26 protein-coding genes and 1 other RNA gene are annotated in these 23711 nt (G+C 42.7%); 19 read left to right on the forward strand and 8 right to left on the reverse strand.

Features of this window, described 5'->3' with window-relative positions; translation table 11 throughout:
- Positions 1-18: 18 nt before the first annotated feature.
- From LPAF129_RS02205 to nrdH, 5 genes are all read right to left on the reverse strand, one after another.
- The gene (locus tag LPAF129_RS02205; protein ID WP_244054525.1) at positions 19-1002 is read right to left on the reverse strand and encodes a M15 family metallopeptidase; all 984 of its coding nucleotides are present in this window, start codon (positions 1000-1002) and stop codon (positions 19-21) included.
- A gap of 131 nt (positions 1003-1133) precedes the next feature.
- Positions 1134-2096 (reverse strand): class 1b ribonucleoside-diphosphate reductase subunit beta, encoded by a 963-nt coding sequence (nrdF, locus tag LPAF129_RS02210; protein WP_244054526.1) that lies wholly within the window; start codon positions 2094-2096, stop codon positions 1134-1136.
- Between the two features lie 86 nt (positions 2097-2182).
- Positions 2183-4354: a class 1b ribonucleoside-diphosphate reductase subunit alpha gene (nrdE, locus tag LPAF129_RS02215; protein WP_244054527.1), complete on the reverse strand. Its 2172-nt coding sequence runs from the start codon at positions 4352-4354 to the stop codon at positions 2183-2185.
- Positions 4344-4715 carry a class Ib ribonucleoside-diphosphate reductase assembly flavoprotein NrdI gene (gene nrdI, locus LPAF129_RS02220; protein WP_244054528.1) on the reverse strand — a complete coding sequence of 124 codons (372 nt, stop codon included), beginning with the start codon at positions 4713-4715 and terminating at the stop codon, positions 4344-4346. The genes nrdE and nrdI overlap by 11 nt, the downstream gene beginning before the upstream one ends.
- Complete coding sequence (gene nrdH, locus LPAF129_RS02225; protein ID WP_244054529.1) at positions 4712-4942, reverse strand: glutaredoxin-like protein NrdH; 231 nt, start codon at positions 4940-4942, stop codon at positions 4712-4714. The genes nrdI and nrdH overlap by 4 nt, the downstream gene beginning before the upstream one ends.
- Before the next feature lie 286 nt (positions 4943-5228).
- Between nrdH and LPAF129_RS02230 the strand changes: the two genes are divergently transcribed.
- The 13 genes from LPAF129_RS02230 to LPAF129_RS02290 all read left to right on the forward strand — a co-directional run bounded on the left by LPAF129_RS02230 (position 5229) and on the right by LPAF129_RS02290 (position 13798).
- Positions 5229-5837, forward strand: coding sequence for a class I SAM-dependent methyltransferase (locus tag LPAF129_RS02230; RefSeq protein WP_244054530.1), 609 nt, complete (start codon positions 5229-5231; stop codon positions 5835-5837).
- A complete protein-coding gene (locus LPAF129_RS02235; protein WP_244054531.1) occupies positions 5834-6310 on the forward strand; it encodes a nucleoside deaminase in 477 nt (158 codons plus the stop codon). Before LPAF129_RS02230 ends, LPAF129_RS02235 begins: the two co-directional genes overlap by 4 nt.
- Before the next feature lie 53 nt (positions 6311-6363).
- Positions 6364-6450: signal recognition particle sRNA small type (ffs, locus tag LPAF129_RS02240), an RNA gene on the forward strand.
- 141 nt (positions 6451-6591) lie between these two features.
- Positions 6592-8361, forward strand: coding sequence for a DNA polymerase III subunit gamma/tau (dnaX, locus tag LPAF129_RS02245; protein WP_244054532.1), 1770 nt, complete (start codon positions 6592-6594; stop codon positions 8359-8361).
- A gap of 21 nt (positions 8362-8382) precedes the next feature.
- Positions 8383-8691 (forward strand): YbaB/EbfC family nucleoid-associated protein, encoded by a 309-nt coding sequence (locus LPAF129_RS02250; protein WP_244054533.1) that lies wholly within the window; start codon positions 8383-8385, stop codon positions 8689-8691.
- Between the two features lie 26 nt (positions 8692-8717).
- Positions 8718-9317: a recombination mediator RecR gene (gene recR / locus LPAF129_RS02255; protein ID WP_244054534.1), complete on the forward strand. Its 600-nt coding sequence runs from the start codon at positions 8718-8720 to the stop codon at positions 9315-9317.
- 15 nt (positions 9318-9332) lie between these two features.
- The gene (locus LPAF129_RS02260; protein ID WP_244054535.1) at positions 9333-9572 is read left to right on the forward strand and encodes a YaaL family protein; all 240 of its coding nucleotides are present in this window, start codon (positions 9333-9335) and stop codon (positions 9570-9572) included.
- Between the two features lie 95 nt (positions 9573-9667).
- Positions 9668-10300 carry a dTMP kinase gene (gene tmk / locus LPAF129_RS02265; protein WP_244054536.1) on the forward strand — a complete coding sequence of 211 codons (633 nt, stop codon included), beginning with the start codon at positions 9668-9670 and terminating at the stop codon, positions 10298-10300.
- 40 nt (positions 10301-10340) lie between these two features.
- Positions 10341-10670 (forward strand): cyclic di-AMP receptor DarA, encoded by a 330-nt coding sequence (gene darA, locus LPAF129_RS02270; RefSeq protein ID WP_244054537.1) that lies wholly within the window; start codon positions 10341-10343, stop codon positions 10668-10670.
- 11 nt (positions 10671-10681) lie between these two features.
- A complete protein-coding gene (holB, locus tag LPAF129_RS02275) occupies positions 10682-11668 on the forward strand; it encodes a DNA polymerase III subunit delta' (RefSeq protein WP_244054538.1) in 987 nt (328 codons plus the stop codon).
- Between the two features lie 16 nt (positions 11669-11684).
- Positions 11685-12029, forward strand: coding sequence for a DNA replication initiation control protein YabA (locus tag LPAF129_RS02280; RefSeq protein ID WP_244054635.1), 345 nt, complete (start codon positions 11685-11687; stop codon positions 12027-12029).
- Positions 12029-12910, forward strand: a complete 882-nt coding sequence (gene rsmI / locus LPAF129_RS02285; protein WP_244054539.1) for a 16S rRNA (cytidine(1402)-2'-O)-methyltransferase — start codon at positions 12029-12031, stop codon at positions 12908-12910. Before LPAF129_RS02280 ends, rsmI begins: the two co-directional genes overlap by 1 nt.
- Positions 12911-13054: 144 nt before the next feature.
- A complete protein-coding gene (locus LPAF129_RS02290) occupies positions 13055-13798 on the forward strand; it encodes an acyl-[acyl-carrier-protein] thioesterase (RefSeq protein ID WP_244054540.1) in 744 nt (247 codons plus the stop codon).
- 320 nt (positions 13799-14118) lie between these two features.
- Here the strand turns inward: LPAF129_RS02290 and LPAF129_RS02295 are convergent, their stop codons facing one another.
- Positions 14119-15093 (reverse strand): asparaginase, encoded by a 975-nt coding sequence (locus LPAF129_RS02295; protein WP_244054541.1) that lies wholly within the window; start codon positions 15091-15093, stop codon positions 14119-14121.
- 205 nt (positions 15094-15298) lie between these two features.
- Here LPAF129_RS02295 and tsaB point away from each other — a divergent pair, with 205 nt between their 5' ends.
- Genes tsaB through tsaD form a run of 3 tightly spaced genes read left to right on the forward strand, consistent with a single transcriptional unit; the run spans position 15299 to position 17610 of the window.
- Complete coding sequence (gene tsaB / locus LPAF129_RS02300) at positions 15299-16027, forward strand: tRNA (adenosine(37)-N6)-threonylcarbamoyltransferase complex dimerization subunit type 1 TsaB (protein WP_244054542.1); 729 nt, start codon at positions 15299-15301, stop codon at positions 16025-16027.
- Positions 16002-16568: a GNAT family N-acetyltransferase gene (locus tag LPAF129_RS02305; protein ID WP_244054543.1), complete on the forward strand. Its 567-nt coding sequence runs from the start codon at positions 16002-16004 to the stop codon at positions 16566-16568. Before tsaB ends, LPAF129_RS02305 begins: the two co-directional genes overlap by 26 nt.
- Before the next feature lie 13 nt (positions 16569-16581).
- Entirely contained in the window at positions 16582-17610 is a 1029-nt protein-coding gene (gene tsaD, locus LPAF129_RS02310; RefSeq protein WP_244054544.1) for a tRNA (adenosine(37)-N6)-threonylcarbamoyltransferase complex transferase subunit TsaD, read from the forward strand.
- Positions 17611-17983: 373 nt separating this feature from the next.
- On the opposite strand, the gene LPAF129_RS02315 is transcribed toward tsaD, so the two are convergent.
- Positions 17984-19936, reverse strand: coding sequence for an ABC-F family ATP-binding cassette domain-containing protein (locus LPAF129_RS02315; protein WP_244054545.1), 1953 nt, complete (start codon positions 19934-19936; stop codon positions 17984-17986).
- A gap of 184 nt (positions 19937-20120) precedes the next feature.
- Between LPAF129_RS02315 and LPAF129_RS02320 the strand changes: the two genes are divergently transcribed.
- A complete protein-coding gene (locus LPAF129_RS02320; protein ID WP_244054546.1) occupies positions 20121-20771 on the forward strand; it encodes a redox-sensing transcriptional repressor Rex in 651 nt (216 codons plus the stop codon).
- A 47-nt stretch (positions 20772-20818) separates the two neighbouring features.
- On the opposite strand, the gene LPAF129_RS02325 is transcribed toward LPAF129_RS02320, so the two are convergent.
- Complete coding sequence (locus tag LPAF129_RS02325) at positions 20819-21448, reverse strand: CPBP family intramembrane glutamic endopeptidase (RefSeq protein ID WP_244054547.1); 630 nt, start codon at positions 21446-21448, stop codon at positions 20819-20821.
- Between the two features lie 188 nt (positions 21449-21636).
- Between LPAF129_RS02325 and groES the strand changes: the two genes are divergently transcribed.
- Entirely contained in the window at positions 21637-21921 is a 285-nt protein-coding gene (groES, locus tag LPAF129_RS02330; RefSeq protein WP_244054548.1) for a co-chaperone GroES, read from the forward strand.
- A 48-nt stretch (positions 21922-21969) separates the two neighbouring features.
- Positions 21970-23595, forward strand: a complete 1626-nt coding sequence (groL, locus tag LPAF129_RS02335) for a chaperonin GroEL (RefSeq protein ID WP_244054549.1) — start codon at positions 21970-21972, stop codon at positions 23593-23595.
- Positions 23596-23711: the final 116 nt, after the last annotated feature.

Below are 23711 nucleotides of genomic sequence, written 5' to 3' on the forward strand. Positions count from 1 at the left end.
TCTTTTTAGTTTGCAGATTCATTGGTGGGGGACCTGGCTGAACAGGTCATGGATCAAATAATTGCCATCGCCTGGGTTAGCGGCCACTTGGTCGTATGCGTCAAGGTCATTAAAGTGCCACCATTCTGACGCTAAGGGGGTCAGTCCGCCATCTGTACAGTACTTTTGCAAGCGCAGGGCGTTTGGGTCGACCACTGAACGAATTTGACTGTGGCGCCAGGCAATTCGGTCACCAGTCCAAACGGGCGCCGTAAAGACCGCTGAGCGGCGACTGAGCTCGTGGATCGCGGTGTACATCTGGGCTTCGGTCGCTCGCGTGACTTGGTGGACCTGGTAGTCGCCGATGGTCGTTAATGTCGTTTCGTCCACCGTGGCGAGGGTCACGTCCATGGCATAACCGATTTGGTGGTTGGAAATGTCATCGGCAATGAACCACTCTAAGTCCCAGGGCTCACTTGAGATCCCAGCTTTAATTTCAGGATCCTGGTCAGCGAAAGCTGCTAGCTGAGTACAGACTTGTTGTTGGACAGAGTAGGGGCGAAAGGCCTCGTAGATTTTGAGCGTTTCGCCGTTTGCCCAGACTTGTCGTTGAATCCGCTGGATCTTTTGTGCCATTGGATACAGGAGCGGTGCAATGAATTCCGGGCGGCCTAAGCGCGGATTATAAGTCCGGTTGGTAAACAGCTGTTGACCAGTGATCCCAGGAATTGGTTTGCCAAGTGAAACAAACCGAGAACTCAAGGCGTTAGTTAGGTCATACATGATCGACGGGATCACGTCCGGCAAATTGATCATGGCCTGGTCATGGCGCACATAGCCTTGCTGAGTGGCGCGCTGAACTTGCCACCAGTCTCCGCTTTCAGCTAAGATCAAGAAACCATCTCCCGGCGCCAAAGTCAGCAATTGTTCGCTATTTAGATCGGCAGCTTGGTAGAGTGGTGTTTGGACTGGGACATAACCAGTGGCACCTGCGACTGGCAGTTCAAATAAATTTTCCCCCATGATAGTCATTCCTTTGCTAGTTGATTATCCTTTAGCCTAGCATTAATTGTCCCAGTCAGCTAATAATTTGCTGTAAAAAACCACTCAGTAGCAACCGTGAAGACGGTTTGACTGAGTGGTCCGTTTAACTATTAGAATTTAAAATCGTAGTCGCTGTCTTTCATGGCTTCAACGTTACCTAACAAGTAGCCGTTACCTACCTGAGAGAAGAAGTCATGGTTTGAGGTAGAAGTTGAGATCCCGTTCATCACAACTGGATTGACATCTTCAGCTGTATCAGGGAAGAGCGGGTCCATCCCCAAGTTCATCAAAGCTTTATTAGCATTGTAACGTAAGAAAGTTAGGACATCTTCTGCCCAACCAACTTGATCGTATAACAAGTGAGTGTATTTTTCTTCGTTTTCATACAGATCATATAGTAGGTCATACATCCAAGAAGTCATTTCAGCCTGTTGATCTTCGCTTAATTCTTGGAAACCAAGCTGGAATTTATAGCCGATGTAAGTGCCATGGACTGATTCGTCCCGCAAAATTAGTTTAATAATTTCTGCGACGTTTGGCAGCTTGTTATGACCTAACCAGTAGAGCGGAGTGTAAAAACCAGAGTAGAATAAGAAAGTTTCTAGAAAGACAGAAGCGACTTTCTTTTCCAAAGGTTGACCATTTTGGTAAATGTCATTGATTTTTTTGGCCTTATATTGCAAAAATTCATTATTGTTAGTCCATTCAAAGATCTCATCAATTTCTTTGGGAGTGTTCAAGGTCGAAAAAATTGATGAATAACTCTTGGCGTGGACGGACTCCATAAATTCGATATTGTTGAGCACAGCTGCTTCTTGTTGGGTACGAATATCTTTTTTAAGTGAAGCCATCCCGTCTTGAGACTGCAGTGTATCTAACAGAGTTAAGCCGCCGAAGACTTTGTCAACGACATCTTTATCTGTGTCAGAAAAGGCACGCCAGTCACTTAAATCGTTAGATAAAGGAATCCGGGTATCTAACCAAAATTGTTCGGTTAATTTTTCCCAGGTGGCTTTGTCCAGCTGGTCTTCTAAGACGTTCCAGTTAATTGCGATGTAGTTATTGTTTTCCATTCAAATTGCTCCTTCAAATCAAAGGTCATCGTTGCAGACCTTCTGTTATTCAAATCATGCCGAGTTAATTTAGCCAGCGGTTCTAACTAAATTGAGCAGCTTTCACATTCATTGGCGCCGATCACACCTGCATCGTCTGTGAAAGTTCGAATGTAATAAATTGATTTGATTCCTTTAGCATGGGCGTAGTTGCGTAAAATTGACAAGTCACGGGTCGTCAGCTTCTCTGATTCAGCATCTTTCCACTCATACATGCCTTTAGGCAAGGTCGAACGAACAAAGAGTGTCATACTCATCCCTTGGTCAACGTGAACCTGTGCGGCAGCGTAGGTGTCGATCACGCGACGCATGTCCATGTCGTAGGCGGAAGTATAGTATTTGATCGTATCGTTAGAAAGATATGGAGCAGGGTAGTAGATCTTACCGATCTTACGTTCCTGACGTTCTTCGATCCGGTTAATGATCGGCTGCAAAGAAGCAGTTGTGTCATTAATATATGAAATTGAACCAGTTGGAGCGACTGCCATCCGATTTTGATGGTAGAGACCATCTTTTTGAATGGCATTTTTTAATTCTTCCCAGTCTTTTTCAGCGGGAACGAAGATACCTTCAAAGAGTTCTTGGACCTTTTTTGTTTTTGGACCAAAGTTTTTTTGCAAATATTGATCAAAATACGAACCGTTTGCGTACTTACTACTAGAGAAGCCGGCAAAAGTTTCTTGGCGCTCTTTAGCAATTTCGTTAGAAGCCTTTAAAGTCCAGTAGTTGAGCAGCATAAAGTAGACACTGGTAAAGTCGATGGCTTCCTTTGAACCGTATTCGATGTGGTTTTTAGCTAAGTAGCCGTGTAAGCCCATCGCACCTAAGCCGATCGTGTGGGCTTGGTGGTTACCATGTTCAATTGAAGGCACAACATTGATGGCCGAGTGGTCGGTCACAAAGGTCAAGGCCCGAGTCATGGCTTCGACTGATTTACCGAAGTTTGGTGAAGCCATCAAGTTCGCAATATTAGTTGAGCCCAGGTTACAACTAATGTCAGTCCCTAGTTGTTCATATTCCTGTCTATTATTTACGATCGAAGGCTTTTGAACCTGCATGATCTCTGAACATAAATTACTCATGATGATCTTGCCGTCGATTGGGTTAGCCTTGTTTGCAGTATCGATGTTGATAATGTAAGGGTAGCCGGATTCCTGTTGTAACTTGGAAATTTCTTCTTCCAATTCACGCGCTTTGATCTTGTGCTTGGGAATGTCTGGGTTAGCGACCATGTTGTCGTATTCTTTAGTAATGTCAACGTAGGAGAACGGCGTATGGTAAACTCGTTCAACACCCCATGGATCAAAGAGGTACATGTCTTCGTTGTTTTTGGCTAATTCATAGAATTTATCGGGAACGATCACACCTAAGGATAAGGTCTTGACCCGGATCTTTTCATCAGCGTTTTCTTTTTTAGCTGATAAGAATTGGATAATGTCTGGGTGGAAGATGTTTAGATAAACAACTCCGGCACCTTGGCGTTGGCCTAACTGGTTGGAATAAGAAAAACTGTCTTCCAAGAGTTTCATAACAGGAACGACCCCAGAAGCAGCACCTTCAATGCCCTTGATCGGAGCACCGGCACCACGCAAGTTACTCAACGTGATCCCGACCCCGCCGCCGATCCGGGATAATTGTAAGGCAGAATTGATCCCGCGGCCGATGGAGTTCATATCATCGGTGAATTGCAGCAAGAAGCACGAAACAAGTTCGCCACGACGCTTCCGCCCAGCATTCAAGAAACTAGGTGTTGCTGGTTGGTAGCGTTGGTGGATCATTTCGTCAGCCAAACTTAAGGCTAAGTCTTGGTCGCCATCTGCAAAATATAAAGCGTTAATGGCCACACGGTCTATGTAGCTTTCTAGGTACGAATCATTATCGTTAGTCCGTAAAGCATATTGGGCATAGAACTTGTAAGCAGCCATAAATGTTTTGAATTGGAAATGAGCATCTTCTAGCTGTTGGTAGAGTTTTGCAATAAAAGCTGAATCATATTTGGCGAGAAATTCTTCTTCTAGGTAGTCATTTGCGACTAAGTAAGCAAATTTATCCTCCAAAGAATCGAATTTAACCATGTTAGGCGCGACGTTTTCTTGTAAAAACGCTGCTAAAGCCTCTTGATCCTTATCTAATTGAATCTTGCCGTTTAAAGGAATGTTGACCTCATTATTTAGGTCATAGTAACTGACGTTGTTGCTGTCTAGTGTTTTAAGCCCCAAGTTCTTTCACCGCTTTCTCAAAATTTGTTACATCTTTACTAGTTCCATTAAATTCAAATGCATAAAGGAGGGGAACGTTAAACTCGGCCGCCAGATCTTTTGCCGTAAAAATAAAAAGTTCGGCAAAATTACGGTTACCAGTTCCAGCCACACCCTGAAGCATTTCACGATTAGTGCTAAAATATAAAAAGTCGGTGACCGGTTCGGTTATCTCTTTTTCGTACGTAGGTACGACCAAGACGAAGGGTTCACCAACTTCAAATTCAGGATCGATCGGATCAATCTCGTAAGTGTCATTTAAGTTTAATTTTTTGATAAAGCGTCTGGTTTGTCCAGTGACGCTGAAATAGACGATTTTCATTGTGCGATCAGTTGTTTCAATAAGTCAGGACGGAAACCATTTACGATCGGTTGAGCGTTGTCTTCCAAGACTGGAACACTTCGGAAACCTTTATCTTTTAAATAGTCAATATATTCAGGAGACTCATTAATGTTTTTTTCAGCGAAGGCAATATTGTGTTCTGCTAAAAATTTCTTGGTCATTTTACATTGGATACAGTTGTTTTTGGTATATAGTTCTAAGCTCATGATGAGCACCTCCTAATAATATTTACTTGATTTAGTATACAACAATCTAGACTAAATTCAAGCCCTAAATACTAGATATGGTGTAAGATTTTACAAAACTCACCGATATATGGTGTTACACTGGCTTTTTACCCCTAGAAATAAATTTAGCAGCGGCTGGTGAAAAACGGCGCGTGAAAAAGTATTTGCTACTCGTCTATTTCTACTTTAAGATAGAAAGTGGATGTTTAATCGACAGTGAAAATTGTGTTACAACACTAGTTAAAGAAATGAAAGAGGAGAAATTGTGGCAGATCATTATTATACTAAAGACCCGAGTGTCAAACATGCCGAACAGACTTGGGATTTTACTTTATCCGGACGGAATTTTACTTTTAAGACTGATAGTGGTGTCTTTTCTAAGAATACGGTTGATTTTGGGTCACGGACTTTATTGGACGGGGCACAACAAGTTGAATTTCCAGCCGGAAAAATCTTAGATGTAGGGTGCGGCTATGGCCCAATTGGGCTCGCCTTGGCTGCTGCGCAGCCCGAGCGCCAGTTTGACATGGTCGATGTTAACGAACGTGCCTTAGGGTTGGCTCGCTTTAATGCTCAAGCTAATCGAATCACTAACGTGAACATTTTTAGTTCTGATGTCTATGAAGCAGTCACGCAAACAGATTATGCTGGGATCGTGACTAATCCGCCGATCCGTGCCGGCAAAAGCGTAGTGCACGCAATTTTAAGCGGTGCCTATGACCACTTAGCAGTTGGCGGCTGTTTACTAGCTGTGATTCAAAAAAAGCAGGGCGCCCCATCCGCACAAAAAAAGATGACGGAAGTTTTTGGTAACTGCGAAGTGATCTTGAAAAAGAAAGGCTACTTTATTTTAAAGAGTGTGAAGGTTAAATGACGGTCACATATAGTGAGCAGCAAAAGACCGACTTAATGCTGGCGGCTGTGGCTGAAGCCAAGCTTGCGGGGCAACAAGGCGAAGTGCCGATCGGCTGTGTGATCGCTGATCGAAACGGTCAGATCATCGGGCGGGGCCATAATCAACGAGAGTCGGCCCGTTCTGCACTGGGACATGCCGAGCTTCTGGCCATTCACCAAGCTAATCAGCAGAGTCAGGACTGGCGGCTAACTGACTGCAGCTTATTTGTCACCTTAGAGCCTTGTCCGATGTGTGCTGGTGCAATTGTGAATGCCCGACTCAGCCGGGTTTATTATGGTTGTGCCGATCTGAAAGCAGGTTGTGCTGGAACCTTGATGAATTTATTAACTGAACCACGGTTTAATCACCAGGTTCACGTTGAAAAGGGCTGCTGCCAGGAGCAGTGTGCAGAACTGCTCAGTGAATTTTTTAGGAAAATTAGGGAAAAATAATAAAAAGACTAGCAATTTAAGGTATTTTCATGTATTATAGTAGTTGCCGCAAGGCCTTGGGGCAATGTTGTCCTCACGAAGCGTGTCAGGTCCGGAAGGAAGCAGCACTAAGTTTGGTTCGGCATGTGCCTTAAGTTATTATGATATTGATCCCTGGTCTTTTTAAAGATCGGGGCTTTTTTTTAAGTTAAAATACTGGTAAAAATGGTTAGTTTGTCAGGAAGACTCGCCTGATTTTAGGTGAGCTTCTCAAGTGGACTTAGGTTAAGGAGGAGACGAAAATGAGTTACCAAGCTTTGTATCGTGCTTGGCGTCCACAGAAATTTACGGATTTAGTTGGACAAGAATTAGTCATCAAAACTCTTAAAAATGCTTTAGTTACTAAGCAAACTTCGCATGCATATTTATTTACCGGTCCGCGGGGGACAGGGAAAACGTCGGCGGCTAAAATTTTTGCCAAGGCGTTAAACTGTCACCACCAAAAAGATGGTGAACCTTGTAATGAGTGTGAGATTTGTCAGTCGATCACTGCTGGTCGACAAAATGATGTGATCGAAATTGATGCGGCTTCGAATAATGGGGTCGAAGAAATTCGGGATATCAGAGATAAAGTTAAGTATGCTCCAACTGAGTGTGATTATAAGATCTATATTATCGATGAAGTTCATATGCTCTCTACTGGTGCATTTAATGCATTATTGAAGACTTTGGAAGAACCGCCGAGCAATGTCGTCTTTATTTTAGCGACAACAGAACCGCATAAAATTCCTGCGACAATTATTTCGCGGACACAGCGGTTTGATTTTAGACGGATCCAGCCGCAAACTATTTTACAGCGGATGGAATATATTGTTGAACAAAAACACTTGGAATATGAGCCGGCCGCACTGAAGCTGATTGCTTCGGCTGCTGAAGGTGGGATGCGGGATGCTTTAAGTATTTTAGACCAGGTCATTTCATTTGGAACAGATAAGATCACACTTGACAACGCGTTGATGGTGACGGGCAGTGTCCAAAATGATGAATTGTTGCAGTATTTGCAGCAAGTTACTGCTAAAGAAACTGCCCAGGCTTTAGAAACCTTACATCAAATCTTAAACGATGGTAAAGATGCCAATCGTTTGATCGAAGACTTGATCAGTTTTTGCCGGGATCTGTTGTTGTACCAGCAGTTGCCTGAAAAAGTTGAGGAAGCTGAATTAGAAGAGGTCAACGATGACTTCCGCAGCTTCGCACAAAAGATTCAGCCGGCTGAGATCTACCAAATGATCGATTTATTAAATGAACAACAAGAAAATATGCGGTTTACGTCTCACGCTTCTATTTATTTGGAAGTTTTGACCGTTAAACTAGCCACACGAAGCAGTCAACCGGCGGCTCAGGCTGGCGCGGTGCAACAACCACAGGCACAAGCTGGTTTGTCACCAAAAGATACTGTGCAAGTTGAAAATTTAAGTCGACAAGTGAACGAATTAAAGCAACAAGTTAACCAACTGAAACAGGCTCTGCAAAATGGTGGCAACTCAGTTAAAGCTGCTCAAACTAGTACTAATAATCACCGGCAGCCAGCTAAGAAGTCCGCTGCAACCAAAATTGACTTGCAGCAAATTTACGCTGTCTTGGGTGAAGCCACTAAAAAGAGTTTACTAGAATTACGGGATGTTTGGGGCGACTTGATGAACATGCTGACGGTCTCGCAACGTGCAATCATGCACGTGAGTTCACCGGTTGCTGCCAGCCCAGACGGTGTGATCGTCACCTTTCAGTTTGACTTTTTATGTCAACGGGCTGAAGCTGACTCACAACTCAAGGATACCTTAGAAAATGGCTTGGATCGTTTAGTTGGACACGTTCCGCGGCTCTTGTTTATTCCGCAGGAACGCTGGCCGCAAATCAGACAAGATTATCTGCAAGGTCATCAAACTGAGTCTAAAGGACAAGGGGAACAAGCCGAACAAGCCCCGGCAAATGAACAAAAAGCAGCTGATCCAGTTGTGGATGAGGCGTTAAAATTGTTTGGAAATGAACTAGTTGAAGTTAAAGAAGATTAATAAATAAGGGAGTAATTTAAAATGATGCCAGGAAATATGCAAGGTATGATGAAAAAAGTTCAAAAGATGCAAAAGCAAATGCAAAAAGACCAGGAAGAATTGAACCAGACTGAATTTGCTGGTCAAGCTACCAATGAAGAAGTCGTAGTTAAAATGACTGGCGATAAGAAAATGACAGACATTGCAATTAAAGAAGAAGCCATCGACCCCGATGATCCAGAAATGTTACAAGATCTGATCATTATGGCCGTCAACGATGCGATGGACAAAATTGATCAAAAGACTCAAGCAGTCCTAGGCAAGTATTCTAAAGGCATGCCAAGAATGTAATTTAAAATTAAGGAGCGAAGTTTGTTATGCAATATCCAGAACCGATTGCAAAATTGATCGATAGTTATATGAAATTACCTGGAATCGGGAATAAAACTGCGGTCCGATTAGCTTTTTACACGATTGATATGAATGAAAAAGATGTCACGGCTTTTTCGCAGGCACTTCTGGCTGCTAAACGCGACTTACACTACTGTAGTGTTTGCGGAAATATCACTGAGTCAGATCCGTGTGCGATTTGTGCGGATAAAGGGCGCGACCAAAGTCAGTTGATCGTGGTCGAACAGCCTAAAGACGTGATGTCGTTAGAAAAGATGCGCGAATATCATGGCCTGTACCATGTTTTACACGGAGTATTATCACCGATCGAGGGTAAGGGACCAGAAGATATCAACATTAAAAGCTTAGTGAAACGCCTGCAAACTAAAGAAAGTGTCAAAGAGATCATCATTGCGACCAATGCCACCCCAGAAGGTGAAGCTACTGCAATGTATTTGTCACGTTTGCTCAAACCAGCGGGTCTGAAGGTGACGCGCTTGGCTTCTGGCTTAGCAGTCGGTAGTGATATTGAATATGCAGACGAAATGACTTTATATAAAGCCATTGAAGGACGACAAGAAATTTAAGCGGGGTAAACAGTAGTGTTTGGTAGAAAAAAAGTTGACCTTAAAAAACAGTATGATGAGCGTCTGCTGGCTGATATTGACCGTGCTTTTGCGTTATGGACCAACTGTAAGAAAAATCAGGAAACGATTTATGAAGCTGATGCACAATTGGCTGCCCAAACCAAGGCAGCGAAAGCTCAATATGAACTGTTGTACCGCGAAGCCCGTTTACGGCAAGTGAAGGGCCATCTTCAGTCTTCAGTGATCAGTCATTAACGGTCAATGTCAAAATGGCACTTGCGTTAGCGTGGACAGTTTACTAATTTTTAAGTACAATATAACTAATTAAATAAATAATTGAGGTTTTTTAAGTGGCAGGAATTTTTGTAACGTTTGAAGGAACTGATGGCTCAGGTAAAACTAGTGTCATCAATGATTTGACTGCACGCCTAGATCAAATGGGTTTGCAAGACCAGTATTTGGTCACCAGAGAACCAGGCGGCAGTCGTATTTCGGAAGCAATCCGAGAAATCATTTTAGATCAGAAAAATACTGAAATGGATCAAAAGACGGAAGCTTTGCTGTATGCGGCTTCACGTCGGCAGCACTTGGTAGAGAAAATTTTACCAGCTTTAGCGGCAGGCAAGCTTGTGATCTGTGACCGATTTGTAGATAGTTCTTTGGCTTATCAAGGAGCAGGTCGTGCGATCGGTGTTAAACAAGTTGCTGCGATCAATCAATTTGCCACTGACGGTTTGACGCCTGACTTGACTTTTTACTTTGATTTAGCCCCAGAAATTGGCTTAAATCGGATCAAAAAGAATCGACAAGACGAAGTTAATCGTTTGGACGAAGAACAGCTTAGTTTCTACCAGTTGGTTCGAACAGAATATTTGGCCCTGGCAGACCAAGAACCAGAAAGAATTAAAACCATTGATGCGACTCGCTCAGAAACAGAAGTTGCAGCAACAGTTTTTTCTCAATTAAAGAAATATTTACCATAGTTGTGCGCAGTCAGGCTAAGTAATATCGGAGGTAGAGAATATGAAAATGATTATTGCGATCATTCAAGATAAAGATAGTAACCGTTTGAGTAACGCTTTTATTGAACAAGATATTCGAGCAACCAAACTTTCATCAACCGGGGGCTTTTTACGCTCGGGAAACTCGACTTTTTTGATCGGGGTCGAAGATGAAAAAGTAGATGATGTCTTAGAGCTGATCAAAACAACGTCTAAGACCAGAAAACAGTTTATGGCACCACCAGTTAACTTGGATTCACCAATGGAGGCCGCAGGTGCTTACCCAGTTGAGGTTCAAGTTGGCGGCGCGACAGTCTTTGTCTTGCCAATTGATGCTTTCCACCGCTTCTAAGTGCAACGCTAATGGAAATTGTTAAAACTCAACCGGTGTTGACCCAGCATTTTGCAAACTTGATCCAACAAAACCGCTTGGCTCATGCTTATTTGTTAGCTGGTGAAGCAGGGGCTGGTAAAAAAGAGTTAGCAGTGTGGGTTGCGAAATTATTATTTTGCGAACAGCCTAGTGCGACGGGTCCGTGTGATCACTGTTCAGAATGTGTCCGGATCGGGGCACATGAACATCCTGACGTGGTAGAAATTGCACCAACAGGCTTATCGATCAAAATTGATCAGATTCGTTACTTAAAGTCTGAGTTTGCTAAAAGCGGAGTTGAAGGAGCACAAAAGGTCTTTATCATTGAAGATGCTGAAAAAATGTCCACTAGTGCGGCAAATGGGTTACTGAAGTTCTTAGAGGAACCCAGTGGGCAAGTGACTGCTTTTCTGTTAACAAGTGAACCAAACCAAATTTTGCCGACGGTTATTTCTCGTTGTCAGCTGTTAGAATTACAAGCTCCGTCACTGACGGACTTGGTGGAAAAATTTACGGCTGTGGGAGTGGCGCAGAATCAGGCAGTATTGTTAGCTAATTTAACTAAAGACCCGCAACAAGCACAGGAACTAGCCGAAAGTGAAGACTTTCAAAAGTTACTGACACACTTGTGGCAGTGGTATAGTGCGATTTTGAAGAATGATCTGATGGCTTTTGTGAAGGTGCAGGCGGACCTGGTCCCTCTAGTTGGAAGTCGAGATCAGCAAGACAAGTTGTTATTTATGATTGCCCTGTTGGCGCGTGATTTAATGTTGTATGCTAATGAACCGCAGCAGCAGTTTGTTTTTACCATGTTCACACAAGATTTTGCTGACAAGCTCCGTAATATTTCAGCAGCAGCTGCGACCGAAGCGTGTGAACTAGTGTTAAAGAAGTGGCGCTTATTATCGTTCAACGTTTCGATTCAAAATGTTTTAGAATCGTTAACATTAGAACTATGTAGTTGTTATCATCAATAAACGAAGGTGAATGAATTTGGATAAACGTGAGTTATATGACAATATTGAACAATTAGGAGAAAAAGCGGATCAATTGCGTCTAATGATTGGCAACACGCAAGATTCATTAACATCTTTAGTTGAAAGAAATGCGGAATTGGAAATCGAAAATCAACATTTACGTGAACGACTCAGAGAACTGGAAGACAAGGCGTTAGCCAAGAACAATCCAGCTGGCTTATCGAAGTCACGACAGAATTTAGAAAAGTTGTACGAAGAAGGTTTCCATGTTTGCAACGTCGATAATATGTATGGTTCACGGAGGATCAATGATGAACCATGCGTCTTTTGCGAGGATGTTATTTATGGGGAGAGAGGTTGATGAGTATTCAGATCGTAAGTAGTTTTCAGGGTGAAAGCAGCAGTGGGACCCTATTTTTAGTGCCGACACCAATTGGTAATTTGGGAGATATGAGTCCTCGTGCAATTGAAACTCTACGAGCAGTAGACTTGATTGCAGCCGAAGATACCCGCAATACCCAAAAACTGTTGAATCATTTTGAAATTGAGACTCATCAGATTAGTTTTCATGAATACAACACGAAAGAGCGAATCCCTCAGCTAATAGATAAGTTAGAGCAGGGTCTGAGTTTAGCGCAGGTCAGTGATGCCGGCATGCCGTCAATCAGTGATCCAGGCTCTGAGTTAGTAGAAGCCTGCGTGGCTAAAGGAATCCGGGTCGTTCCGATCCCAGGACCGAATGCCGCACTAACGGCTTTAATTGCTTCCGGTTTAGTACCGCAGCCATTTTTGTTTTACGGCTTTTTGTCACGTAAGAATACTGAAAGAGCGGAACAGTTAGCACAATTAACACCACAGACGATGACGCTGATTTTTTATGAGGCACCACACCGTTTGTTAAAAACGTTAAAGAGTTTAGTGACTGCGTTTGGAGAAGACCGCAAGATTGTTTTATGCCGGGAATTGACCAAACGTTATGAAGAATTTTTACGTGGAACGCTGGCTGAAGCAGTTGAATGGGCAGGCAGTTCTGAAGTGCGGGGCGAGTTTGTCTTGATTGTTGAAGGCAACCAAGCACCGCCGGAAGAAGAAGCTAAAGTCGTGTTACCCTTAGACCAACAAGTTGAAATGTTGATCAAGAGTGAAAACTTAAAGACGAATGATGCCATTAAAAAAGTGGCTAAACAAAATAAGTTAAAAAAACAAGTCGTTTATAACGAGTATCATCACTTAAATTCGTAATTTAGTGGAGAAAGAAAAATGATTGTTTGACGCGGTTTGGGTAATTTAGCTCAAGCTGCGTTTTTTTACACAGAGCGAAGTCAAGCGGTAGGACTTGAGCAGTTCAAACAAGCAGATAGAAATTTAAATGAGTAGAGGGTAAAAATGAGCGCAAAAAAATTTAGTGAAGATCATCGAGTAGTTTATTATGAAACAGACGTGACAGGAGCACTGAAAATTGGTCAACTAGTTGATTTGTTGATGCTGGTTTCTGGTGACCAAAGTGACCAAGTCGGAGTGACTGATGAGAAGGTCAGTGCCCAGGGGTTAGGTTGGGTCGTCACCCAACACATGATGGAAATTACCCGCTTACCTCGTGCAAACGAAGTCATTACGTTATCGACCCAAGCAGACAGTTACAACCGTTTCTTTTGTTACCGCGACTTTTGGGCCCATGATCAAGATGGCAATGAGCTGGTTAAAATGCACAGTGTCTTCGTGATGATGGACCGGACAAAGCGCAAGATAGTTCGTTTGCCAGAAGAGTTCGTCACCCCATATGAATGCGAGTATACGCGTAAAATTGAACGCTTAGCGACACCGCGTCCAGTAGAAGAAATCAGTGCACAAAAAGATTACCATGTTCGTTTTATGGATATCGATGGCAACCACCATGTGAACAACGTGCATTACTTTGACTGGATGTTGGATGCTTTGCCTGGTGAGTTTTTACTAAACCATCGCTTGGTAAGTCTAAACATTTCTTACCGACAAGAAGTTTACTATGGTGACCAGGTCTTAAGTGAAGTTGAAATCGACCAAGAAAACTTGCTTACTAAACATATGATCACCACCGGGTCTGAACAAAATTGTATCGCTGAATGCCAGTGGGTGAAAAGATCAGAATAACAAAAAGTCGTGGGTTTGAATTTAACCCACGACTTTTTTGGATAGTTTTCTTATTGTTTTGGCTGTAGTCTGTTCTTAGTCGAGCTACTCAAAGCAGCTTCTTGCGCCTATCCAAGAGCAACCTTCAATGCCGAAACCGCATTAAAGGTTACTCTCCGATATGCTCGGCAGCTAACCGCTTTGATTCACTCTGTTATTCTTAGTCGAGCTACTCAAAGCAGTTTCTTGCGCCTATCCAAGAGCAACCTTCAATGCCGAAACCGCATTAAAGGTCACTCTCCGATATGCTCGGCAGCTAACCGCTTTGTTTCGCGCTGTTTTTAGGAAGTCGCGTCATTGACAAAGTTCTTTAAGGCGGCTGGTCCCATTTGAGCACTTAACCCGACTAATAATTTGATGCGAGCTTTTTGACCATTTAGACCATGGCAGTAGATCGCGCCCATCTGTGCGAGCTGGACACCGCCACCCTCGTAATCGTAGATACTCTCAGCTGTCCCGTTAAAACAACGTGAGACGATGACGACAGGAATTTGCTGGTCTAAGAGTTGTTGTAACCCAGACAGTGTAGCAGGCGGCAAATTACCCGCACCTAGAGCGTCGATCACTACACCTTTAGTGTCAGAGTTGGCAAGTGCTTCGAATAGCTCTGGTCCCATGCCAGCGAAAGCCTTTAACAAATAAACATGGTCGACGACGTGGTCGATGGGAACATAAATCTGGCGGATCAGTTTGGAAAAGAAAGTGACCCGTTCTTTTGAAACAGAACCAACTGGACCAAAGGTTGGTGTACGGAAGGTGGCAACGTTGGTAGTGTGTGTTTTAGTCACAAAACGCGCGGTATGGATCTCATCGTTCATAACTACTAAAACGCCTTTACCATGTGCTTCATCACTCGCCGCTGTTTGGATCGCAGTTTGAAAGTTGTGTAAACCGTCAGAACCAATCTCATTGGCTGAGCGCATGGCACCCGTCACAACTACCGGAATATCTGAGGGTAGTGTCAAATCTAAAAAGTAGGCAGTTTCTTCCAAAGTATCGGTTCCGTGGGTGATCACGACACCATCGATTCCTTCATTTTCTGCCTGAATAATTTCATTTTTTAACTGCAGCATTTCAGTGGGCCGCATATGTGGTGAAGGCAAGTTAAAGGGATTACGAATATCCAGTTTGATTTTGCCAGTAAAGGGGTTAGTAAAGCTGTTGAGCGGGTTTTGTTTACCAGGAACAATTGACCCGTTTTCTCCTTCGGACATCGCAATTGTGCCGCCGGTATGGAGAACTAAGATTGTTTTCATATTTTTTTCACTCCAATTTTTTAGGATGATCAAGCGACTAGTCCACCAAGTAATTATAATGATTTTTTTACACTTAGTAAAACTTTTCTGAAACTCTGCCGAAAATTTGGCTAGTTTGTTCTTTTTTGTGAAAAGAGCAGGGTGGTTTATGGTAGAATGCTAAGTAGATGAAGAATTCAGTTTGAAAGAGGAATGAACAAAAATAATGAAAATTCTTGCAATTGATACCTCTAATCAGCCCTTAAGTGTGGCTTTATTAGAAGATCAAAAATTATTGGCCGAAACCACAACGACCGTTAGCAAAAATCATAGTGCAACATTAATGCCCGCCATTGACCAAATTTTTAAGCAAAGCCGCTTAAAGCCAGCAGACATTGACCGCGTGGTTGTTGCCCAGGGACCTGGCTCATACACGGGACTTCGGATCGGCGTGACTACCGCAAAAACTCTGGCATATAGCTTAGATAAAGAACTAGTGGGTGTTTCCAGCCTCGCAGTTTTAGCGGCGGCAGTGCATCCCAATGATGACACAATTTTAGTGCCGTTATTTGATGCGCGGCGCCAAAATGTTTTTGCCGGGGCCTACCAGTGGCAAGACTCGCAGTTGGTAAATGTGTTGCCAGACCAACATGTTTCCTTAAACGATTTATGTCAGCAATTAAGCGGAAAGAAAATCTGCCTGATCGGTACAGCTGCCCAGCAATTTGCAGATGAATTTGCTGCTAATTTAGCGGCTGACAGTTATGACTTTGCCCCCGTCGAAACAGCAGTTCCACGTGCTTTTGTGTTGGGATTGTTAGGGGAGGACAAGCAGCCTGAAAATGTGAATGACTTTCTTCCTCAATATTTGCGGATCACGCAAGCTGAGGCCCAATGGCTAGAAAAGAATCCAGCTGGAAAGGAAAATCATGGACCTTACATTCAAAAATATTAAAGCACAGTTAACACACTTCACTCAAGGTTTAGGTACACAGCCTAACGTTGAATTTGAAAACCGGGACCTTGTCTTACAGGGTAAGGATTATTTTTTGTGCCAGTTAGCCGTCGCGACGATTCCTGAAATGGCGGCAATTGAGGACCGTGCACAACCAGAAGATGATCGGTGGAATGATCGGACATTCCATCTCCGGATGAGCGACCCGAAGAAGTCGTTATACTTTGGTTTTCGTCAAGCTGATCAACTAGTTGCTTTTCTGGGTTGTCGTTTCAATGCCAAAATGACGCGGATGCGCATCATGCGACTATTAGTTTTGCCAGAAGAAATGACCGACTCAATCGCTGAAGCTTTAGTTTCTGCTTTGTTGGAGTTTGCGGCTCAGTTAGAAGTGCGGTCAATTTTTGTACAGGTTCGTAACGATCAAACTGAACTAGAAACTTTTTATTCCCAATTGGGCTTTAAAAAAGTCGTCACGGGAAAAAAGACGGAATCAGAGACTGAAGTTGCGGAATATCAGTACGTGTTGAAGTCAAAATAAGGGAAAGATGAAAATGAATGAGGAAAAGGATGTAATAATTTTAGCGTTTGAATCGAGTTGTGATGAAACTAGTGTGGCTTTGGTCAAAAACGGGCGTGAACTTTTAGCTCAGTCGACTGCGACACAAATTAAAAGTCACCAAAGATTCGGCGGTGTCGTTCCTGAGGTTGCCAGTCGGCACCATATTGAACAGATCATTGGCTGCTTGGATGATGTTTTTTCGGAAACCGGCTTAACTTACGCAGATCTAACGGCTGTGGCAGTGACATACGGCCCTGGGTTAGTGGGGGCTTTGTTAGTAGGAGTTTCAGCTGCCAAAGCAGTGGCCTTTGCGCACCAATTGCCGTTGGTTCCAGTTAATCACATGGCAGGACATATTTATGCTGCTCAATATAGTGCACCATTAGAATTTCCTGCAATGGCATTACTAGTTTCGGGTGGACATACTGAATTGGTCTATCTAGCCGCAGAAAATAGCTATCAAATTATTGGAGAAACTCGTGATGACGCGTGTGGTGAAGCCTTTGACAAAGTTGGCCGTGTTTTAGGATTAAATTACCCTGCAGGTAAAGAAATTGATGAACTAGCTCATCAAGGAAAAGATACTTTCCATTTTCCGCGGGCAATGGAAAAAGATGATAACTTTGACTTTAGTTTCAGCGGGTTGAAGAGTGCATTTATCAATACCGTTCATCATGCTGATCAAATTGGGGAGACCTTATCTAAAGTTGACCTCGCCGCTAGTTTTCAACAAAGTGTTGTGGACGTTTTGGCTGAAAAAACAGTCCGTGCACTAAGAAACTATCCAGTTAAGCAGTTGGTCTTAGCGGGTGGCGTTGCGGCTAATAGTCAATTACGTGACCGTTTGGCAAAAGAATGTGAACAGTTGGATGGTGTTCAGTTAGTTAAAGCACCGCTGAAATATTGTGGGGATAATGCGGCAATGATCGGGATAGCTGGTTATGTGGCTTATCAACATGGAGTGCGTGCAGATATGTCGTTGAACGCAGAGCCAGGATTAGAGTTTGAGTGGCTCAAATAACAGAGCGGAGTGAAACGGGAGAAAGTGAGCACCATCGGAACTTAGGGACTAATGCGGTTTAGGCATTGGTTCCTGGGTTTGGATGGGCGGAACTTTCTGTTTCAAGTAGCTCGACTAAGAATAACAGAGCGGAGCAAAGCGGTTAGCTGCCGAGCATATCGGAGACCAACGTTTAATGCGGTTTAGGCATTGAAGGCTGGTCTTGGATAGGCGGAAGAAGCTGCTTTGAGTAGCTCGACTAATAACAGAGCGCAGTGAAACAATCAGTCCCCAAGCATATCAGAGCATGGAGGTTTCATAAAAACTAAAGCAAAAAGACCCGCAAGATTTTCGTGACTTGAAAATCTTGCGGGTCTTTATTTTGTGTTTGAAATTATTCTAAGAAAGCTTCAAGTTGTTCAGAACTTTCTTCCCACTGTTCTTCGGCAGTGGTTAATTGTTCGGTAACGTCGGTCAGCTGTTGTTGTAGTTCTTGCATCTTAGCAGCATCGTTAAAAACATCTGGCTGTGACATCGTTTGTTCGATGGTTGTTTTTTGTTCGTCCAAATGTTCAACTTGTTCTTCCAGGTCAGCCACTGTACGTTCGAGTTTGCGTTGCTGTTTTTGCTGGGCCTTACTGTTCACGTAGTCAACTTTGGCTGCCGACTCAGTTTTAACTGGGGCAGCAGTTGAGCCGGCTTGTTCGAGTTCCTGTTGTGCAGCAATTAAGCGCAGCTCTTCTTTTTTCTCCAAGTAGTAGTCGTAGTTGCCCAAGTATAAAGTGCTGCCTTCAGGAGCGATTTCGATGATCTCATCTGCCGTTTGGTTAATGAAATACCGGTCATGGGAAACAAAAAGAACAGTTCCGCTAAAGTCTTGTAACGCTTGTTCAAGCACTTCTTTACTATTGATGTCTAAATGGTTAGTAGGTTCGTCTAAAATCAGTAAGTTATCGTGATCCATCGCGAGCTTGGTTAATAGCAAACGAGCTTTTTCGCCCCCGGATAAATTATGGACAACTTTTTTGACATCATCGCCTGAAAAAAGAAAACCACCTAGTAATGAGCGAATATCTTTTTCAGGAGTAGTGGGATGGTCATCCCAAATTTCATTTAAAACTGTTTTCTTGTCATGTAACCCTTGTTGTTCCTGGTCATAGTAACCGTACTGAACTTTGGCACCAAATTTGGCAGAACCGCTGATAAACGGAATTTCACCAATGATACTTTTTAGCAAAGTCGACTTACCAATTCCGTTTGGACCGACGATCGCTAAAATCTTGTTTTTGCGTAGTTCTAAGTTAATGGGGCCAGCGACGGTCTGCTGGTCATGACCAACATAGCCGTCTTCAACCGTCAAAACGACTGAGCCGCTTTTTTCTGCCGGAGTAAAGGAAAAGTGGGGGCCTTTTTCATCACCTTCTGGTCGTTCCAGCCGGTCGATCTTATCGAGCTGCTTTTGGCGACTTTGGGCCCGTTTACTGGTAGTCGCCCGCACTAAGTTTTTATCAACAAAGTCTTGGAGTTTGTTGATTTCAACCTGCTGTTTTTCGTATTCTTTCCATGCATGCTTTTGATCTTCTTGTTTCTGTTTCACAAAGGTAGAGTAGTTACCTGGGTATGTTTTCGCATGCTTGTGACTGATGTCGCAGACTTCTGTGACGATTTTATCCAAAAAATACCGGTCATGGGAAACAAGTAACAAGGCACCAGGATAAGTTTGGAGATAATTTTCTAGCCATTGAAGGGTTTCAATGTCCAAATGGTTAGTAGGCTCATCCAAAATTAAGAGATCTCGTTTTTCCAGCAATAACCGTGCCAGCGCTAAACGGGTCTTTTGTCCACCTGAAAGAGAGGAGATCTTCTTGTCGAAATCTTCTTCATAAAAGTGAAAGCCATGGAGGACCGCACGAATTTCGGCTTCATAACCATAACCATTTTGAGCCGAAAAATCATGCATCAACTGGTCATATTGTTGCAGCAGTCTTTGATAAGCTGCAGATTCATGGTTAGAACCAGTGGCAATTTCTTGTTCCAACTGGTGGATCTGCTTTTCCATCTTGATTAATGGTGCAAAGACTTTGAGCATTTCAGCATAGATCGTGTCATCAGATTGTAAGCCGGTATCCTGGGCTAAATAACCGATCGAAATTCCTTTGCGACTGATAATTTGGCCTTCATCGGGTTCAGTTTCACCCGTGATCATTTTGATTAAAGTTGATTTACCTGCACCATTCGGGCCAACAAGGGCGATCCGTGAATGGTCCTGGATATTTAAATTAATATTTTGAAAAAGCGGCTCGCCTGAAAAGAGCCGTGCAACCTGCTGAACTTGTAGTAAAAGCATAAAAAAGTTCACCGCCTAAATTTTATAGTATACAGAACTATTTTAGCATACTCACGCAGCATTAATATATCGTCAAAAATTTAAATTTTTTCAGATATGTTGTGAAATAATGCACTTTATGCTTGATTGTGAAAGTTAATATGGTAAAATAATTTGAGTGAGCATTTGTGAAAGGAGCTTAAAAATGATTAATTCAAAAATACCTCAGGCAACTGCCAAGAGATTACCAATTTATTATCGTTACCTAGGTATCTTGTATAATTCAGGCAAAAAGAGGATTTCCTCCACTGAGTTAGCAGAGGCTGTTAAAGTTGATTCGGCAACGATCAGACGTGATTTTTCTTATTTTGGTGCGCTGGGTAAGCGTGGATACGGTTATGATGTCAAAAGTCTATTAGACTTCTTCAAGAAGACCTTGAACCAAGACAAATTAACGAATGTCGCTTTGATTGGTGTGGGGAATTTGGGCCATGCTTTATTAAATTATAATTTTCATGGCAGCAATAACGTTAGAATTAGTGCAGCTTTTGATATTGATGACCGGATCACCGGCACAATTCAAAGTGGAGTACCAATTTATCCGATGAACGAAATGAAGGAACAATTAGTTGAACAACAGATCGAAGTTGTGATCTTAACTGTGCCATCTCCTGTTGCTCAACGTGTTACTGATGAATTAGTAACGGCTGGGATTAGAGGAATCTTGAACTTTACTCCATTACGGGTCAATGTCCAAGATGGCGTTCGGATTCAAAACGTTGATTTGACTAATGAATTACAAACTTTAATTTATTTCTTAAACCATGTGGATCAACCACAAGCATCAACTAAATAAAAAAATCGCAACAGTGCACTTGTTAAAAAGTAGACTGTTGCGATTTTTTAATTAATTAGTAAAACGAGTAAGTTCATCAGGACATGTGATGTCATCGCTGCGGATAATTTACCTGTTTTAGCATAGATGAAACACAAAATCAGACCGATCACACTGTAAGTGAGGAAGTGCCCGTCGCCATGAGCTAAAGAAAAGAGCAGACTGGAAAAGAGTGCTGCTTGCCAGGGCTTAAACCAGAAGGTCAAGTTGCCAAACAAGACCTTGCGGAAAAGTAATTCCTCAATGATCGGTTCGGTCACAACGATCACTAACAGATAGTAGGGGTACTTGGCCGCGATGGCTGTTAGTTGACTGGTGTTTTCAGAAATCACTGGTTGACTCAAAAAAGTGATCTCGAACCATAAGAAAATTTTTTGGAAGAGTAATAGGGCTAATGCTCCGCCACCAGCCCAAGCTGTAAACTGCCACCAAACTGGGGCGGCTTTTTCTTCTAACTGGTTTTGATGGTTAAAGTGTTTGGATAAAAACAGTAAAATTAGCGCACCAGCGAGGTTAATGATCGTTTGCAAGGGATAGAGCAGATCATTATTACTGATCAGGCGAAAGCTCAGCTGCTGACATAACACTAAGATCAGATAGCCCAGTAATAAACTGAGTGAATTCTTTTTTAAAGTCACTAGGGACACTCCTTTAAATATTTAGCTTCCAACATTATAGCATAGTTTGCTGAATGAAAATTAGCACTCTCCGGTGAAGAGTGACAAAAAAGACTTGCAATTTAAAAATAAAGTGTTTATGATAATAACTGTAATCAAATTAGCACTTAGAGATGTTGAGTGCTAAAAAATAATTGGAGGGATCAAGAGTGCTGAAACCATTAGGAGACAGAGTTATCCTTGAAGTTCAAGAAGAAGAAGAACAAACAGTTGGTGGAATTGTTTTAGCAAGTAATGCTAAAGAAAAACCACAAACTGGCAAGGTCGTTGCTGTGGGCGCTGGTCGTGTCCTAGATAACGGCGAAAAGATTGTACCAGAAGTCAAAGTCGATGACTTAGTAGTTTATGACAAGTACGCTGGGACAGAGGTTTCGAACGACGGTGAAAAGTATTTAGTTGTTCGTGCCAATGACATCATTGCAGTAGTTGAATAAACTGTGCAATTGTAGTGGTAACTCTAATTTTTGATGAGGTGAAAATAAATGGCTAAAGAAATTAAATTTTCTGAAGACGCACGAGCAAAAATGCTTGCTGGTGTAGATAAATTAGCAAATACAGTAAAATCAACGATCGGTCCTAAGGGTCGTAACGTTGTCTTGGAACAAACTTACGGCTCACCAACTATCACAAACGATGGTGTGACGATCGCTAAGAGTATTGAATTAGAAGATCATTTTGAAAACATGGGTGCAAAGTTAGTTTCTGAAGTTGCATCTAAGACGAATGACATTGCCGGTGACGGTACAACAACAGCTACAGTTTTGGCACAAGCAATTGTGACAGAAGGTATGAAGAACGTGACTGCTGGTGCTAACCCTGTTGGGATCAGAACTGGGATCGACATGGCTACTAAGACCGCTGTTGCTGCTTTACATGAAATGTCACACGATGTTTCATCTAAGAGCGATATCAGTCAAATCGCCGCAGTTTCATCTGCTAGTGAAGAAACTGGTGCATTGATCGCCGAAGCAATGGAAAAAGTCGGTAACGATGGTGTGATCACTATTGAAGAATCAAAGGGTATCGAAACTTCCTTAGACGTAGTTGAAGGTATGCAATTTGACCGCGGCTATCTTTCACAGTACATGGTAACTGATGAAGACAAGATGGAAGCTAACTTGGAAAACCCATATATCTTGATCACAGATAAGAAGATCTCAAACATTCAAGATATCTTGCCATTGTTGCAAAACATTGTTCAACAGGGTCGTCCTTTGTTGATCATTGCTGATGATATCGAAGGTGAAGCACTACCTACTTTAGTTTTGAACAAGATTCGCGGAACATTTAACGTCGTTGCTGTTAAGGCTCCTGGCTTTGGCGACCGTCGTAAAGAAATGTTGCAAGACTTGGCAATCTTAACTGGTGGGACAGTGATCACTGAAGATTTGGGCTTACAATTGAAAGATACAACGATCGATCAATTGGGGACTGCAAGCAAGGTGACTGTTGATAAAGAAAACACGACCGTTGTTGAAGGCTCTGGCGATAAGAACCAAATCGCAGAACGTGTTGCTCAGATCAAGAAGCAAATTGCTGAAACAACTTCTGACTTTGACCGTGAAAAACTACAAGAACGTTTGGCTAAATTGTCCGGCGGTGTTGCAGTGATCAAAGTTGGTGCAGCAACTGAAACTGAATTAAAAGAACGTAAATACCGGATCGAAGATGCTTTGAACTCAACTCGTGCTGCGGTTGAAGAAGGCTTCGTTCCTGGTGGTGGTACTGCTTTGATCAATGTGATCGATAAAGTAGGTGCCTTGGAAGAAGAAGGCGACGTTCAAACAGGGATCAACATTGTTAAACGTGCCCTTGAAGAACCAGTTCGTCAAATCGCATTTAATGCTGGTTTGGAAGGTTCTGTGATCGTTGAAAAACTGAAGAGTGAAAAACCTGGCGTTGGTTTTAACGCTGCGACAGGCGAATGGGAAGATATGATCAAATCAGGGATCGTTGACCCAACTAAAGTTACTCGTTCAGCTTTGCAAAACGCAGCTTCTGTTGCAGCTTTGTTGTTAACGACTGAAGCAGTTGTTGCTGACAAGCCTGAAGAAAATGCTGCTGCAGCACCTCAACAACCAGGTGCCGGCATGGGCGGTATGATGTAATTAAATAGCTAGTTTAAAAAGCCAGGGGCATTGTGCTTCTGGCTTTTTAATTGCGGTCAAAAATGTTGTTTGTTCTGAAAAAATATTTTTGACGTTAATTTTCAAAAAGCCTTAAA

Source organism: Ligilactobacillus pabuli (assembly GCF_022836475.1).
In the GTDB taxonomy this organism is placed as follows: domain Bacteria; phylum Bacillota; class Bacilli; order Lactobacillales; family Lactobacillaceae; genus Ligilactobacillus; species Ligilactobacillus pabuli.

Coding starts and splice junctions, on each gene's coding strand:
- LPAF129_RS02315 (WP_244054545.1), bottom strand. CDS start 19,936: ATGCTTTTACTACAAGTTCAGCAGGTTGCACGGCTCTTTTCAGGCGAG.
- darA (WP_244054537.1), top strand. CDS start 10,341: ATGAAAATGATTATTGCGATCATTCAAGATAAAGATAGTAACCGTTTG.
- LPAF129_RS02290 (WP_244054540.1), top strand. CDS start 13,055: ATGAGCGCAAAAAAATTTAGTGAAGATCATCGAGTAGTTTATTATGAA.
- tsaB (WP_244054542.1), top strand. CDS start 15,299: ATGAAAATTCTTGCAATTGATACCTCTAATCAGCCCTTAAGTGTGGCT.
- holB (WP_244054538.1), top strand. CDS start 10,682: ATGGAAATTGTTAAAACTCAACCGGTGTTGACCCAGCATTTTGCAAAC.
- groL (WP_244054549.1), top strand. CDS start 21,970: ATGGCTAAAGAAATTAAATTTTCTGAAGACGCACGAGCAAAAATGCTT.
- dnaX (WP_244054532.1), top strand. CDS start 6,592: ATGAGTTACCAAGCTTTGTATCGTGCTTGGCGTCCACAGAAATTTACG.
- nrdI (WP_244054528.1), bottom strand. CDS start 4,715: ATGAAAATCGTCTATTTCAGCGTCACTGGACAAACCAGACGCTTTATC.
- tsaD (WP_244054544.1), top strand. CDS start 16,582: ATGAATGAGGAAAAGGATGTAATAATTTTAGCGTTTGAATCGAGTTGT.
- LPAF129_RS02250 (WP_244054533.1), top strand. CDS start 8,383: ATGATGCCAGGAAATATGCAAGGTATGATGAAAAAAGTTCAAAAGATG.
- LPAF129_RS02235 (WP_244054531.1), top strand. CDS start 5,834: ATGACGGTCACATATAGTGAGCAGCAAAAGACCGACTTAATGCTGGCG.
- nrdF (WP_244054526.1), bottom strand. CDS start 2,096: ATGGAAAACAATAACTACATCGCAATTAACTGGAACGTCTTAGAAGAC.
- recR (WP_244054534.1), top strand. CDS start 8,718: ATGCAATATCCAGAACCGATTGCAAAATTGATCGATAGTTATATGAAA.
- LPAF129_RS02305 (WP_244054543.1), top strand. CDS start 16,002: ATGGACCTTACATTCAAAAATATTAAAGCACAGTTAACACACTTCACT.
- LPAF129_RS02205 (WP_244054525.1), bottom strand. CDS start 1,002: ATGGGGGAAAATTTATTTGAACTGCCAGTCGCAGGTGCCACTGGTTAT.
- rsmI (WP_244054539.1), top strand. CDS start 12,029: ATGAGTATTCAGATCGTAAGTAGTTTTCAGGGTGAAAGCAGCAGTGGG.
- LPAF129_RS02320 (WP_244054546.1), top strand. CDS start 20,121: ATGATTAATTCAAAAATACCTCAGGCAACTGCCAAGAGATTACCAATT.
- LPAF129_RS02295 (WP_244054541.1), bottom strand. CDS start 15,093: ATGAAAACAATCTTAGTTCTCCATACCGGCGGCACAATTGCGATGTCC.
- nrdH (WP_244054529.1), bottom strand. CDS start 4,942: ATGAGCTTAGAACTATATACCAAAAACAACTGTATCCAATGTAAAATG.